The 14,821-nt window shown below is 39.9% G+C and carries 12 protein-coding genes and 1 tRNA gene; 12 read left to right on the top strand and 1 reads right to left on the bottom strand.

Annotation, left to right across the window (positions count from 1 at the left end; all coding sequences use genetic code 11):
- Window positions 1-85: 85 nt before the first annotated feature.
- The 5 genes from gldK to VIM94_RS04185 all read left to right on the top strand — a co-directional run bounded on the left by gldK (window position 86) and on the right by VIM94_RS04185 (window position 5,863).
- A complete protein-coding gene (gene gldK / locus VIM94_RS04205) occupies window positions 86-1,450 on the top strand; it encodes a gliding motility lipoprotein GldK (RefSeq protein ID WP_332038037.1) in 1,365 nt (454 codons plus the stop codon).
- 62 nt (window positions 1,451-1,512) lie between these two features.
- A complete protein-coding gene (gene gldL, locus VIM94_RS04200; protein WP_332038036.1) occupies window positions 1,513-2,175 on the top strand; it encodes a gliding motility protein GldL in 663 nt (220 codons plus the stop codon).
- A gap of 56 nt (window positions 2,176-2,231) precedes the next feature.
- Complete coding sequence (gldM, locus tag VIM94_RS04195; RefSeq protein WP_332038035.1) at window positions 2,232-3,794, top strand: gliding motility protein GldM; 1,563 nt, start codon at window positions 2,232-2,234, stop codon at window positions 3,792-3,794.
- Window positions 3,795-3,808: 14 nt separating this feature from the next.
- Entirely contained in the window at window positions 3,809-4,699 is an 891-nt protein-coding gene (gldN, locus tag VIM94_RS04190) for a gliding motility protein GldN (protein ID WP_332038034.1), read from the top strand.
- A 108-nt stretch (window positions 4,700-4,807) separates the two neighbouring features.
- On the top strand, window positions 4,808-5,863 hold the full coding sequence (locus VIM94_RS04185; protein WP_332038033.1) for an FAD-dependent oxidoreductase: 1,056 nt from the start codon (window positions 4,808-4,810) through the stop codon (window positions 5,861-5,863).
- Here the strand turns inward: VIM94_RS04185 and VIM94_RS04180 are convergent.
- Window positions 5,851-6,249, bottom strand: a complete 399-nt coding sequence (locus VIM94_RS04180) for a DUF983 domain-containing protein (RefSeq protein WP_332038032.1) — start codon at window positions 6,247-6,249, stop codon at window positions 5,851-5,853. The two genes, VIM94_RS04185 and VIM94_RS04180, sit on opposite strands and share 13 nt — an antisense overlap.
- A gap of 54 nt (window positions 6,250-6,303) precedes the next feature.
- Here VIM94_RS04180 and abc-f point away from each other — a divergent pair, with 54 nt between their 5' ends.
- The 7 genes from abc-f to VIM94_RS04145 all read left to right on the top strand — a co-directional run bounded on the left by abc-f (window position 6,304) and on the right by VIM94_RS04145 (window position 14,648).
- A complete protein-coding gene (abc-f, locus tag VIM94_RS04175; RefSeq protein ID WP_332038031.1) occupies window positions 6,304-8,223 on the top strand; it encodes a ribosomal protection-like ABC-F family protein in 1,920 nt (639 codons plus the stop codon).
- 51 nt (window positions 8,224-8,274) lie between these two features.
- The gene (locus tag VIM94_RS04170; protein ID WP_332038030.1) at window positions 8,275-9,408 is read left to right on the top strand and encodes an efflux RND transporter periplasmic adaptor subunit; all 1,134 of its coding nucleotides are present in this window, start codon (window positions 8,275-8,277) and stop codon (window positions 9,406-9,408) included.
- Between the two features lie 2 nt (window positions 9,409-9,410).
- Window positions 9,411-12,611, top strand: a complete 3,201-nt coding sequence (locus VIM94_RS04165) for an efflux RND transporter permease subunit (RefSeq protein ID WP_332038029.1) — start codon at window positions 9,411-9,413, stop codon at window positions 12,609-12,611.
- On the top strand, window positions 12,595-13,929 hold the full coding sequence (locus VIM94_RS04160) for a TolC family protein (RefSeq protein ID WP_332038028.1): 1,335 nt from the start codon (window positions 12,595-12,597) through the stop codon (window positions 13,927-13,929). The genes VIM94_RS04165 and VIM94_RS04160 overlap by 17 nt, the downstream gene beginning before the upstream one ends.
- The gene (locus VIM94_RS04155) at window positions 13,929-14,111 is read left to right on the top strand and encodes a CPXCG motif-containing cysteine-rich protein (RefSeq protein ID WP_332038027.1); all 183 of its coding nucleotides are present in this window, start codon (window positions 13,929-13,931) and stop codon (window positions 14,109-14,111) included. Before VIM94_RS04160 ends, VIM94_RS04155 begins: the two co-directional genes overlap by 1 nt.
- Before the next feature lie 57 nt (window positions 14,112-14,168).
- Entirely contained in the window at window positions 14,169-14,519 is a 351-nt protein-coding gene (locus VIM94_RS04150) for an STAS/SEC14 domain-containing protein (RefSeq protein WP_332038026.1), read from the top strand.
- A gap of 56 nt (window positions 14,520-14,575) precedes the next feature.
- Window positions 14,576-14,648, top strand: a tRNA-Met gene (locus VIM94_RS04145).
- The last annotated feature ends 173 nt before the right edge of the window (window positions 14,649-14,821 follow it).

Here is a 14,821-nt window from a genome sequence, read left to right as displayed (position 1 = left end):
TTTTTACCGAAATTATTGTTTTTTAAAAAATAAATAGATAGGTTTACTGCCGTAAAAGCAATATGTCTTAACCTTAAGAGAAATTATGAAGAAGTTTATTTCGCTAATTGCTGTTCTAGCCTTGCTTTTTAGTTGTGGTCGTGGAGACCGTGGGCAGCTGGTGGGTGCGAAAGGGAAAAAGTGGAATCCGGAGAAACCTTACGGTATGACATTAATTCCAGGTGGAGCTTTTATCATGGGAAAGTCTGATGATGATCTTGCCGACCAGAAGAATGCACCTCCAAAAACGGTGACCGTGCGCTCGTTTTATATGGACGAGACTGAGATCACTAATGCGGAATACCGTCAATTTGTAGATTACGTAAAAGACTCTATCGTTAGGGTGCGTCTGGCTATTATGGCTGAAGAAATGGGGGAAACTCCAGGCACTGGCGGAATTGGAGAGTTTGCTTTTGCAGACGCAGATACCGATAATCTTACGCCTTATGAGGAATACATGCTTAATTCCTATGGTACCGGTGGTCCCACCGATAACTATGAAAATAGAAAATTAAATAAAGACGTGGATATAATATGGGATACTGAAGATTATCCCGATGTCTATTATGCCGAAGTTATGGATACTATGTATATCCCTATGGAGGAAGTGTATAATGGGCAGCGAACTATTGATGTCAAAAAACTGAAGTTCACATATTCTTACATGGATATCCAAAATGCGGCAAAAACGCAAGGGAAAAGAAGTGATTTTATCCAAAAGGAAGAAATTGCTATCTATCCTGATACTACTGTCTGGATTAAGGATTTCAACTATTCCTATAATGAGCCTATGCACAACGATTATTTCTGGCATAGTGCTTTTGATGATTATCCCGTGGTAGGAGTTTCATGGAAACAGGCGAAAGCCTTTACTCAGTGGAGAACTTTTTACCATAATGCCTACAGGCGATCTAAAGGCGATCACAATGTGCCATTATATCGATTGCCCACCGAAGCAGAATGGGAATACGCGGCCCGGGGTGGTCTTGAAGGAGCAACTTACCCCTGGGGTGGTCCCTATGCCAAAAATGACCGGGGTTGTTTTATGGCTAATTTCAAGCCATTACGTGGTGACTATGCTGTAGATCAGGCACTTTACACGGTTGAAGCCAAGTCTTACGACCCTAATGATTATGGGCTTTATAACATGGCCGGTAACGTTTCAGAATGGGTCAACTCTTCTTATGATCCGGCATCATATCAATATATGTCTTCTATGAACCCTACCGTTAATAATGAAGATGATATGCGTAAAGTTGTTCGTGGAGGATCCTGGAAAGATGTTGCGTATTTCCTTCAGGTTAGCTCCAGAGATTATGAATATGCTGATTCTGCCAGAAGTTATATTGGCTTCAGAACCGTGCAGGATTACCTGGGTACCGATGTTACCCTTAACCAGAGCAACCGTTAGTATACTATACCCTGAACTATAACCTATTTATAAAATAAAGAAAATCTAAATCTCTCTTAATTATGGCAAATTCAAGATCCTCAAAGAAAATAACCAATATGGTGTACGGTTTAGGTGCATCAATTGTAATATTGGGAGCGCTTTTTAAATTGATGCACTGGCCCGGTGGTAACCCTATGCTTATTGCAGGTCTTATTGTTGAAGCCCTGGTATTCGCATATTCAGCCTTTGAACCGGTAGATGATGATCTTGACTGGTCTTTGGTATATCCGGAACTGGCCGGAGGTACCGGAGCCGATAACAGGAAACAATCTATGGTTGTGGAAGAAGAGAAGAAAGCAGAAGGGCTATTGTCTAAGAAACTGGATGAAATGCTACGCGATGCCAAAGTAGACGTAAACCTTATGAATAGCCTTGGAGAAAGCATTCGTAATTTTGAAGGAGCTGCTAAAGGAATTGCCCCTACGGTAGATTCTATGGCCTCTCAGAAGAAATACAGTGAAGAGCTTACTATGGCAGCCGCTCAAATGGAAACTTTAAATAATATATATAAAGTGCAGGTTGAGTCAGCTTCACGTCAGGCTGAGATCAACGAGGAAGTTGCAGAAAACGCTGGGAGGTTAAAAGACCAAATGGATTCGCTTGCAAATAACCTGTCTTCTCTTAACGGAGTTTACGGCGGAATGCTTACCGCGATGAATGGTACCAGGGTGACCACTAATTAGTTTAATTAAAACCCGAGAAGTTATCCGAAATTTTAAACAACAAAACTAATTAGCACATGGCGTCTGGAAAACAAACACCAAGACAGAAGATGATTAACCTGATGTATCTGGTTTTCATTGCGATGATGGCATTAAATATGTCTAAAGAGGTTCTTACGGCCTTTGGACTTATGAATGAAAAACTAAATGCATCAAACGTATCTACCACTGAACGTAATAATGCTTTTATGGCTGGCCTTGAAGCCAAAGCAAATGAGCAACCCGAAAAATACGTTAGTATAATGGAAGATGCTGAAAGAGTTCACGAACTCTCACAGAATCTTAACGATTATATTGAGGGCATAAAGAATGAATTACTCGCAGAATACGATGAAGAGGAGGAACGGGACTACGAAGCAATGGACCGGTCAGATAAACTGGATAATATGTTCTTTTCAAGTGGGAGAGTTAGTCCTAAGGGAGAGGAATTTATTGAACAAATTAGGATTTATCGCGAAGGAGTAATCGATATTATAGGAGGAGATTACCCAAAAATTGCGGAAGAAGTTTCTGAAGAATTTTCAACAGAAGAAGTTACCAATAGAGAGAATGTTACTCAGCCATGGCTAATGTATCATTATCAGGGTTATCCTTTGATCGCTTCTCTAACTAAGATGACTCAAACACAGTCTGATATTAAAACTACCGAAAATGATATTCTTTCGGCTATGTTATCAGGGCAGTTACAGAGTGAGGTTGCGATGACCAACTATACTACGCTGCTTGAAACTCCGCGGTCTGCATATTACCAGGGAGAGACTTTTAATGGTTCTATTGTTCTTGGAAGAAAAGATGCGACCACCAAACCTAATAGGGTTGAATTGAGTCTTGATGGACAAAAATTAAGCGAATCTGATTATTCTATCGAAGACGGTCGGGTGGTTTTGAATGTGAATGCCGGAAATGCGGGGCAACATAAGCTTGAAGGTAGTCTTATCTTTGTTGAGGATGGAAAAGAAACCGTTGTTCCCGTAAATCAGGAGTTTTCTGTAATTCCAAAACCTAATGCGGCGACTATTTCTGCTGATAAGATGAATGTGCTTTATCGTGGGGTTCAGAATCCACTTACTATTTCTATGGCAGGAGTACCCGATAACAATGTTAGCGCATCAGCACCTGGGTTAAGAAAAACTTCAGGTAGTAGCTATATGATGAATGTTACTAATATTCAAGCCCGCGAGGTGAAGATAAATGTTACGGGAACCATAGATGGCCAGAGCTATCCTTCAAGTTCCACTTTCAGAATTAAAGATATTCCCCGGCCTGTTGGCACGGTGCGTGGAGAAGACGGGTCAGTTAAAATGCAACGTAACAGCTTGGAAGTTTCTACTATTGGAGCCGCATTACCTGATTTCGATTTTGACATTAACCTTGCCGTTTCAGGCTTTAGCTTTAAAGTTCCGGGACAACCAACTATCCAGGTTAGTGGAAGTCGTCTTGATGATAGAGCAAAAGCTGCCTTGAGGCGTGCAGGAAGAGGAGAGAATGTTACAATATTTGACATCAATGCGCGTTTATCTAATAATTCTGGATATATGCTGAAAAAAGTAGCTCCCGTAGTAATTGAGCTTACTAATTAATAAAATTTATGACCATGAGCTGGAGAGGATTATTTGCTATAACACTGCTGTTAGTTACCACAGTTTCCTTTGGGCAGACAAATATTTTGAACGCCAAAAGCCCTGAAGATATCGGTAAACAAACCGAAGCTCAGCGCTTAAGTGATCTTAATGATGAACCCCTGGAATATGGTTACATTGAAGACAGAGATGTGCTTTGGTCTAAAAATGTTTGGGAAATAATAGACCTGGACGAAAGAGTGAATTTCCCGTTGTTTTACCCTATTGATACTAATAATATTGGTGGCAATCGACGTTCGCTTTACGACATCCTTATGAAAGGTATCAAGGATGGAACAATTGAGAATATTTATGCCGATTCGTATTTTACTGAAAAACGTTCCCTTAAAGATATTCAGGCAACCCTTTCTAAAGTTGATACCACTGACCTTGGAATTGAGCAATACAACGCCGGAGAACAGGTAGACGAACAGTTTATTGATAGACGTGACCTTAGCGCTGCCGATATTGCTGAATATCATATCCGCGGGATGTGGTATTTTGACAAAAGACAGGCAGAATTGAAATACCGTTTACTCGGGATTGCGCCCGTTGCTCCCGATGTTAACTTTATTGATTCTGGTCAAACCGATCTGGTAGAACTTTTTTGGATTTGGTTTCCCGATGCCCGGGAATTGTTGCATAAGAATAAAGCTTTTAGCGGAGGCAATACCTCACAAAGTATAAGCTTTGACCATTTGCTTAATGCCAGACGGTTTAATGGAGTAATCTATCAGGAAGAAAATGTACAGGGCGATCGCCAGATAAACGATTATATTGTTGATAATGCATTTATGCAATTGTTGGAGTCTGAACGCATAAAAGAGCAAATTCGAAATTTTGAGCAGGATATGTGGAACTATTAATTAGTTCCTTCTTGAAAATAAAAAACTAAAGCGTCCCTTCCGGACGCTTTTTTAGTGAATTAAATCGGGGAGTTTTTTTATTTCCTACAGAAACTTTATTTTTAAATTATGTTAGACTATATAGTAGTTGGTTTAGGCCTAAGCGGGATTTCTGTTTGTGAACGTCTTGAAGAAAACGGGCGCAGTTATAAGGTGTTTGAAGGTGGAATCCAAAAAGCTTCTGTTGCGGCAGCCGGCCTTATCAATCCCGTGATTTTAAAACGCTTCACCCTGGCCTGGAAAGCCGATGAACAATTGGCGCTGGCAATACCTTTTTATAAGAATATAGAAGAGAAGCTTCGGGTGAAATTGTTTTATCCCCGTAATATCTATAGAAGATTTAATTCTGTTGAAGAACAAAACAACTGGTTTTCTGCTGCCGATAAACCTGGACTTTCTAAATTTCTAAATACAGATCTTAAAAAGCAACTCAATCCCTGTGTAAAATCAGATTATTCCTTCGGGGAACTTCTGCATACGGGTACCGTAAACACAGAGCTTATGATCTCTGAATACGGAAGCTATTTAAGGAAACAAGATAAAATTACTTTTGAGAGTTTTGAATATGATGCTCTTGAAATTCAGGAAGAACATCTGGAATACAAAGGCCTTAGAGCTAAAAAAATAATATTTTGTGAAGGCTTTGGGCTTAAAAATAATCCCTTTTTTAATTATTTACCTATGTCGGGGAATAAAGGAGAATATATTACAGTATATTCTGAAGAACTTCAGATGAATGAGATCATAAAATCTTCGGTATTCATAATTCCTATAGGCAATAATCTGTATCGCGTGGGCGCTACTTATAACAATCGGGATAATTCTCCTGAACCTACCCCCGAAGCACGTGAAGAATTAATTCGAAAGCTTTCGGCGGTAATAAGCTGTAAATTTGATGTGGTAGACCAGGTAGCCGGAATCAGGCCTGCCAGCAAGGATAGAAGGCCCTTGGCCGGCCAGCACCCTGAATATAAAAACCTATATTGTTGCAATGGCTTTGGAAGTAGGGGAATGTTGGTTTCGCCGGTGCTTTCAGAAGAACTTCTTAAACTAACTGAAACCGGGGAAGCTTTACCACCAGAAGTGGATTTGGCCCGCTATACCAAAAAACATTATTCAGCTTGATGAGTGTTGCCCGCTTCTTTTCTGTAATTCATAAAGAAATTGATCCAGATATTTCTGGAAAGCCGCATAATCACCGGCATAAAAACAATTAATGTCCCTATAATTGCCCAAAAGGAAATCATTAAACCGGCGCCAAAAAATAAATGCGCAATAATAAAAGCGGCTACGGCAAAGGCCACACCTACAGCATAACTCACATACATAGCGCCGTAAAAAAAAGAAGGCTCTATCTTATATTTTGTTCCGCAATTAGAGCATCGCTCGTGCATATCAAAAATGCGATTTAATTTATAGGGGTTGTTTTCCTTGTACATACTTTCCTCGTGACAAACGGGACAGACACCGAATAAAATACTATATATCTTTTTGCCTTTTAGGAACTTCATCTCATTTTTTTTGCAAGGTAAATTTAGGCATATTTGCAAAAATAAAAACCATAAATGCTTAATATTCATAATCTGTCCGTTTCCTTTGGTGGGGAATACCTTTTTGAAAAAGTGACCTTTAGATTAAACGGTGGTGACCGGGTTGGCCTTATTGGAAAAAACGGTGCCGGGAAATCGACAATGCTTAAAATTCTGGCGGGAGAACAGGAATATGACGAGGGACAGATAGCTAAGGAGAAAGAGCTTAAGATAGGCTTTTTAAAACAGGATATAGATTTTGTTCAGGGACGAACGGTGGTGGAAGAAGCCCAACAGGCCTTTGAAGAGATCAAAATGCTGGAAAAAAAGATTGATCACATCAATACCCAGCTTGCTACAAGAACAGATTATGAGACTGAATCTTATTCAGACCTGATTCAGGAATTGAGCGAAGTTACTCATCAATATGAAATAATAGGTGGGTATAATTATCAGGGTGATACCGAAAAAGTGCTTTTAGGGCTTGGTTTTACCCGGGATCAATTTGATAAGGTCACCGACACCTTTTCCGGGGGTTGGAGAATGAGGATTGAATTGGCTAAGATCCTGCTTCAGAATAATGATATTTTACTGCTTGATGAGCCTACTAACCACCTCGATATTGAAAGTATTATATGGCTGGAAAGCTTTCTTACCAATTATCCGGGATGCGTGGTTATTGTCTCACACGATAAAATGTTTCTTGATAATGTAACAAACCGAACCATTGAAATTTCTCTCGGAAAGATTTACGATTTTAAAAAATCTTATTCAGAATACCTGGAACTTCGCCATGAACTTCGTGAGCAACAACTGGCAGCCCAAAAGAATCAGCAAAAAGAAATAGAGCGAAATGAAAAACTCATAGAGAAATTTAAAGCAAAGGCTTCAAAAGCTTCTATGGCTCAATCCCTCGTGAAAAAGCTGGATAAAATAGACCGTATTGAAGTAGACGAAGATGATAATAGTGTAATGAGCATCCATTTTCCTGTTTCGGTGCAACCGGGAAAAGTGGTTATTGAGGCTGAAAATGTAGGAAAAGCTTACGGCGAGAACCAGGTGCTGGAAAATATTAATCTGCTTATTGAACGTGGCAGTAAAATAGCTTTTGTAGGACAAAACGGACAAGGAAAAACCACTCTGGCTAAGATAATTGTTGATGAAATATCACATACCGGAAAGTTAAAACTGGGGCATAATGTCCAGATAGGGTATTTTGCGCAAAATCAGGCAGAATATCTTGATGGCGAAAAAACGGTACATGATACAATGATTGATGCTGCCAATGAAAAGAACCGGAGCAAGGTAAGGGACATTCTGGGTTCATTTTTATTTAGGGGAGAAGAGGTAGATAAAAAGGTGAAAGTCCTCTCAGGAGGGGAGCGTAACCGACTGGCACTGGCAAAATTGATGCTTCAACCCTTTAATGTTCTGGTAATGGATGAGCCTACCAACCATCTTGATATCAAATCTAAAAATGTACTAAAACAGGCCCTTAAAAATTTTGAGGGCACCTTAATTCTAGTCTCTCACGACAGGGATTTTCTTCAGGGGCTTACAAAAACTGTATATGAATTCAAAAACAGGAAGATAAAGGAGTATCTTGGTGATATCGATTTTTACCTGGAACAACGCCAGGCTGAAAATATGCGTGCCATAGAAAAGAAAGATGAAGTTGCACAGGCAGTGAAGAGCAACCGGACAGACGAAGGGAAACAATCTTACAAAGATCAGAAAAAGATAAAATCCCTTAAGAATAAACTTAGCAATACCGAATCCAGGATTGGGAAACTGGAAAAAGAGATCAAAAATAAGGATGTCGAACTCGCTACAAACTATGAAGAAGCTATGGCGAGACCAGATTTTCTTGAAAAATATAATAAAACGAAAAAGGACCTGGAGGAATTAATGCAAAAATGGGAAGAGCTGCAGGAAGACCTTGACCGTTATGCTTAATTTATATATTGTTTATTAAACTATTTCAGGCTTTGTTAGTCTAACCGCCGTATGGATTTAAGAAAAATTATTCTTTCGATTTTAGGAATATTGCTGATTGTATTGGCAATATTCGGAGCTAAAGCAATTATAGATAGTAATGTGCAAGAGGTTCCTGAGGCAAGGAAAACCGTTAAAAATGTATTTGTTGATACCGTCAGAAATCGTACGGTTCCCATTGTAATTCCCGCCAACGGAAATGTAACTGCTCTAAAAAAGCTGGAATTGTTTTCTGAAGTTCAGGGAATCTTCCAGTCCAGTAGCAAAAATTTCAGGCCCGGGCAGGAATACTCCCGTGGACAGGTGCTTCTTAATATCAATGCTCAGGAATATTATGCAGGCGTACTTTCGGCAAAAAGCGGGTTATATAATACGATTACCTCTGTTATGCCTGATTTGCGAATGGATTACCCTGAAGCTTTTGAGAAATGGCAAGCCTATTTAACTAATTTTGATGTAAATAAAACCACTCCACCCTTACCCGAAATGAATACTGAAAAAGAAAAGTACTTCATTACAGGTCGGGGAATTATCTCTGCATATTATGAAATAAAAAATCTGGAAGAACGGCTGAGTAAATTTACCATACGTGCTCCATTTAATGGGGTACTAACTGAAGCCGCCGTAAATCCCGGAACTCTGGTTCGTCCGGGGCAAAAACTTGGAGAATTTATAGATCCAACTGTTTATGAATTGGAAGTAGCGGTCCCTAAAAGATTTACAGATCTCTTGAAAGTTGGAGAAGAGGTTTCTCTTCAGAATCTTGAGAAAACCAAAACCTATACCGGCACAGTGATACGAATAAATGCAAGGGTAGATCGGCAATCCCAAACTATTCAAGTGTTTATAAAAGTTGAAGATCCTGATATTCGTGAGGGAATGTATCTGGAGGCAAAACTCGATGCCCGCGATGAGGAAAATGCCATTGAGATTGCCAGGGAGCTATTAATAGATCGCTCTAAGGTGTATGTGGTTCGGGATAGTATTCTCGCCCTCCAGGAAGTTGATCCCGTATATTTTACTTCGAAAAGTGTGGTGATTAAGGGATTGGAAGACGGGACTAAACTGATTTCAGCACCTGTTCCCGGGGCTTATCCCGGTCAGGTAGTGCAGATTCAGCAGGAAGACACTACTAAAACCCTTTAGTTGTGAGAAAATTAATAAGTTACTTTATTAAATATGAGGTTGCCGTAAACGTGGTCATCCTCGCATTTGCAATTTTTGGTCTGGTAGGAATCTTTAGCCTGAATTCCTCCTTTTTTCCGCTTACAGATTCCAAGATTATAAATATAAGTGTGAATTACCCCGGTTCAGCTCCTGAAGAGATCGAAGAGGGAATAATTCTCAAGATTGAAGACAACCTTAAAGGTCTTGTGGGAATAGACAGGGTGACCTCTGTAGCACGTGAGAGTGGCGGTTCTATTACAGTAGAGATAGAACAGGGTGAAAATATTGATGTAATGCTCACCGAAGTGAAGAATGCGGTGGATCGTGTTCCCACTTTTCCAGGGGGAATGGAACCCCTGGTAGTTTCAAAACAAGAAAGGATTCGTCCTTCTATAAGTTTTGCAATAAGCGGGGAAGGAGTTCCACTTGTTACTTTAAAACGAATTAGTGAGCAGATCGAGAATGACCTGAGAAGAATAGATGGAATCTCCCAGATAGAAATCTCTGGCTTTCCACAGGAAGAGATTGAAATTGCGGTTAGTCAAAACGATTTACTTGCCTATAACCTCACCTTTGAGGAGGTTGCTCGCACTGTAGGATCATCCAATATTTTGAGTACCGGTGGGACTATTAAAACCGATGCTGAAGACTATTTAATTAGAGCAAACAGCCGTTCCTACTATGCCGATGCCCTTAATGACCTGGTTGTGCGTTCTTCAGAAAGTGGGCAAATCACACGACTTAGCGATATAGCCACAGTACGGGATCAATTTAGCGAGACGCCCAATGCCTCTTATTTCAATGGAAATATTGCCGTTAATGTTTCTATTAGCAACACGAACAATGAGGATTTGTTATCTGCTGCTTCCTCAGTAAAAAAATATATTGCCGATTATAATTCCAAAAGCAGTAATATACGATTAGATGTTGTTTCAGATTCTTCTATTACTCTAGGCCAACGTACCCGACTTCTTATGGAAAACGGAGCTATAGGAATTCTTTTGGTAATATTCTTTCTTGCGCTTTTTCTGAATATTCGTTTGGCATTTTGGGTGGCTTTCGGCCTGCCAGTCGCTTTTCTGGGGATGTTTATTTTTGCTGGTCAGTTTGGTGTAACTATTAATGTGTTATCCCTCTTTGGGATGATTATCGTGATTGGGATCCTGGTTGATGATGGTATTGTGATTGGTGAAAATATCTATCAGCATTACGAGATGGGGAAATCACCCGTTCAGGCTGCTCTCGATGGAACGATGGAGGTAGTGCCCCCAATCATTTCAGCAATAATCACAACCGTTCTCGCCTTTTCAGCCTTTTTGTTTTTGGATAGTCGCATAGGAGAGTTCTTCAGTGAGGTATCAACTGTAGTCATCCTGACTCTGAGCGTTTCTTTAGTAGAAGCCCTTATTATTCTTCCTGCCCACATTGCTCATTCTAAAGCTTTACGGCAAAAGAAAAATGAGGTGCCAGAAAAGAAAAAGACCGGCTTTTTCAGTAAAATGAGGGAGATAAATAAGCTTGGAGATCGTATTATGCGCTATAACAGGGATAAATTTTATAGTCCTATCTTAAAATTTGTATTGCGACAGCAAATTCTCTCTTTGGGAATCCTGGCCTCAATTTTAATACTTACCATTGGAGCGATTGGTGGTAACTGGATTAGAGTTAGTTTTTTTCCCAGTGTAGCCAGTGATAGGGTGAGTATTGATCTTTTAATGGCGGAGGGTGTTAATCCATCTCGTACCGATTCTATAATTTCTATGGTGGAAGAGGCCGCCTGGAGAGTGAACGAAGATTATACAGCAAGACAAACCGACAATGTACCGGTGATCGAGAATATTATAAAAAGAGTAGGACCGGGAAATAATAAAGCTTCTTTGCAGGTGAATTTATTACCAGGCGAGGAAAGAGATTTTGGTTCTCCGGAAATCACCAATGCTATAAGGGAAGAAGTAGGACCTGTGTTTGGGGTTGAAAGCCTCACCTTTGGCTCGGGAGGTAATTTTGGGGGAGATCCGGTTTCGGTTTCCTTATTGGGTAACAATCTTGGGGAACTCGAAGCTGCCAAGGAAGAACTGAAACAAAATTTTGAGAATAACCCTCTTCTGAAAGATGTAAAAGATAACGACCCAAAGGGGATAAAAGAAATTAATATTCAGTTAAAAGATAACGCTTATGCTCTGGGTCTTGATTTAAGTGAAGTGATGCGGCAGGTACGTAACGCCTTTTTTGGGGCTCAGGCGCAACGTTTTCAACGTGGCCAGGATGAAATTAGGGTATGGGTGCGTTACAATCGCGAAAACAGGTCTTCTATTAATGATCTGGATGATATGCGCCTTACTACTTCTTCGGGAAGCCGGGTGCCTTTTAATGAGATAGCTACTTACGAAATCATAAGAGGAACAGAATCCATAAGCCACCTGGATGGCATGCGGGAAATCAGGGTAAGTGCCGATATGGAAGATCCTAACGGAAGTCCGACAGAAATAATTTCCGATATTAAAAATAACATAATGCCCGATCTGCTTGTGAAATATCCTAGTTTAGGAGTTTCCTACGAGGGACAGAACCGCGAAGCAAAAAAATTGACTGATTCTGCCAGAGGCGTTCTTCCGGTAATATTATTTCTCATTTATGCTACTATAGCCTTTACCTTCAGGAGTTACAGTCAACCATTTTTATTAATGCTAATGATTCCTTTCAGCGTCATTGGAGTTGCCTGGGGACATTGGATTCACGATTTTCCTGTAAATATACTTTCAGCCTTGGGAATCATTGCTCTTATCGGAATTATGGTTAACGATGGGTTGGTATTGATTAGTAAATTAAATGGTAATCTACGGGCTGGAATGAAATTCGAAGAGGCATTATACGAAGCAGGAAGGGCAAGGTTTAGAGCTATTTTCCTTACCTCGGTAACCACCATTGCCGGAATGGCACCCTTGCTGCTTGAAAAAAGCAGGCAGGCTCAGTTTCTGAAACCGATGGCAATATCTATTTCCTACGGAATTGCTATCGCTACGGTTTTAACTCTTTTATTACTCCCATTGTTGCTGTCTATAAGCAATAATATTAAGGTGGGGGGTAAATGGCTGGTAACTGGAAACCGAGTGAGCAATGAGGATGTAGAGCGTGCAATTAGAGAACAAAAAGAAGAAAAAGAGCATGAAGAAAGAACTTAGACTTACGTTAGTAATCGTTCTTTTAGCCGTATTTCAGGTTTCATCTCAGGAGCAGGAGATTATTACCAAGGATGAAGCTATTGCCCGAGCCCTGGAGAATAACTTCGGAATAAAAATTGCCAGAAACCAGGTAGAGATCGCAAAGAATAATAAGGGAATACTTAATTCAGGATATTTACCGAGGCTTAGGGGGCAAGCCGGGGCTGGTTATGATCTTAATGATAGACTTACAGAGCCCGAAGGCCGTGAGAACGTAGATCAAAAAGGTATAGAAAGTAACAGGTATAATGCTTCAATTAATTTGGATTATACCTTGTTTGACGGGCTGGGAAGATTATACAATTTTAAAAGTCTTAAGGAACAATATAATCTTTCGCAACTTGAAGCCAGGGAGACTATAGAGAATACCATCCTACAGCTTATGAGCGTTTACTATGAGATCGCTCGCCTTACTCAAAATATTGAAGTTCTACAGGGTGTGCTGGAAACTTCAGAGGAGCGGGTCACAAGAGCCCAATATCAGTTTGAATATGGGCAAGCGAATAATCTAGCGGTTTTAAATGCCAGGGTAGATGTTAACAATGATAGCATTAATCTGCTGGAAACACGACAGCTACTTCATAACACCAAACGCGATTTAAATGTCTTGCTTAACCGGGAAATTACCAATAAAGGGTTTATAGTAGATACTGCGGTTGAATTTATCCCGCGACTTCAATTGGAGGCTTTTGTGGAAGAGGCAGCCCTGAATAATGTTTCTTTATTGCAGATGGAGAAAAATCTCAATATCAGCGATTATGCTATTAAGATAAGCAAAGCAGGTTACTTACCTACGGTAGACCTTACAGGCTCTTATGGTTGGAACAGGAACAGAAGCGCGGCATCAGCCTTTTTCCCCGGAAGCACCACTACCACCGATGGAATTTCGGCGGGAATCAGCCTAAACTGGAATCTTTTTGATGGAGGTCGCACCAGCGTTCAGGTGCAGAATGCTAAGATTAACAACGAGAACCAGGAACTGTTAAAAAAGCAAATAGAACTGGAAGTAAAACGAAACATTGCAAATGCCTGGGGTAATTATCAAAATAGGCTTTACATATATCGGGTTCAGGTAGAAAACGTCGCTACCAATAAGGATAATTTTGAACGCTCAGAAGAACAATTCAAGCTGGGCCGTATTACTTCTATAGAATTTCGACAGGCACAGATCAATCTTCTCGAAGCCCGAACCAGTCTGAATCTTGCCAAGTATGATGCTAAACTTGCAGAACTGGAATTGCTCCAGCTTACCGGGCAGTTACTAAATGTTGGATTATAATGTTTGAACAATTTTTTCAATGTCCCTATTGCTGGCGGGAAATTTCTGTGTTACTGGATACTTCGGTTAGCCGCCAGGCTTATATTGAAGATTGTGAAAACTGTTGTAACCCGATTGAAATAAGAGTTTCCTTTGAGCAAGGGGAATTAACTTCTTTTGAGGCGGTTAATATTGAACAGTAAGCTTTATATAAATTCTTTTATTAACTTAGAGGCTATATTTAACCTATTTGTGCCATAATGGAAGAAACCTTTGCTTTTGCAAATAACGTTGTCGGGTTCATAGTCAATGAAGAAATCGATAAAAATAAAATGGAGGATATCCTTGCTGCAATTAAGGATCGCTTAGAGGTGGTATCGCCTATTTGTTTATACCTCGAGGATACATCGGATGAAGGTATTTCAATCCCGGCATTTTTGAAGACCCTGGAATTTCATTTTTCGCATCCCCAAGATTTTGAAAAGATAGCCGTGGTTACTAACGATAAACTTTTTAAAAAATCTATGGAATTAAAAAATCATTTGGTTCTTGCGAAAGTGAAAACTTTTGAAAGAAAGGATAGGCTCAATGCTATGAATTGGGTAATATAATATTTGCAATAAAGCTTTGGAGAAATAAAAAATGACTGTATATTTGCAGTCGATATCGCGGGATAGAGCAGTAGGTAGCTCGTCGGGCTCATAACCCGAAGGTCACTGGTTCGAGTCCAGTTCCCGCTACTAGAAAAATCAAGGCTTCACAGAAATGTGAAGCCTTTTTTTATTCCCTGCTGAATTTTTCATTGATGGTGAAGCTGCTTTTAACGAAATATAAATATTTTCTTTCTTAGGAAAACCTACCTTTAAATATTGTCCAACTCAAAATATTTTATTGAAGTAGCAGTTTTAATTTT

The sequence above is a fragment of the Salegentibacter sp. genome, from assembly GCF_036568425.1.
Taxonomy (GTDB): Bacteria; Bacteroidota; Bacteroidia; order Flavobacteriales; family Flavobacteriaceae; genus Salegentibacter.
This window is presented reverse-complemented; position numbering and strand designations above follow the sequence as displayed.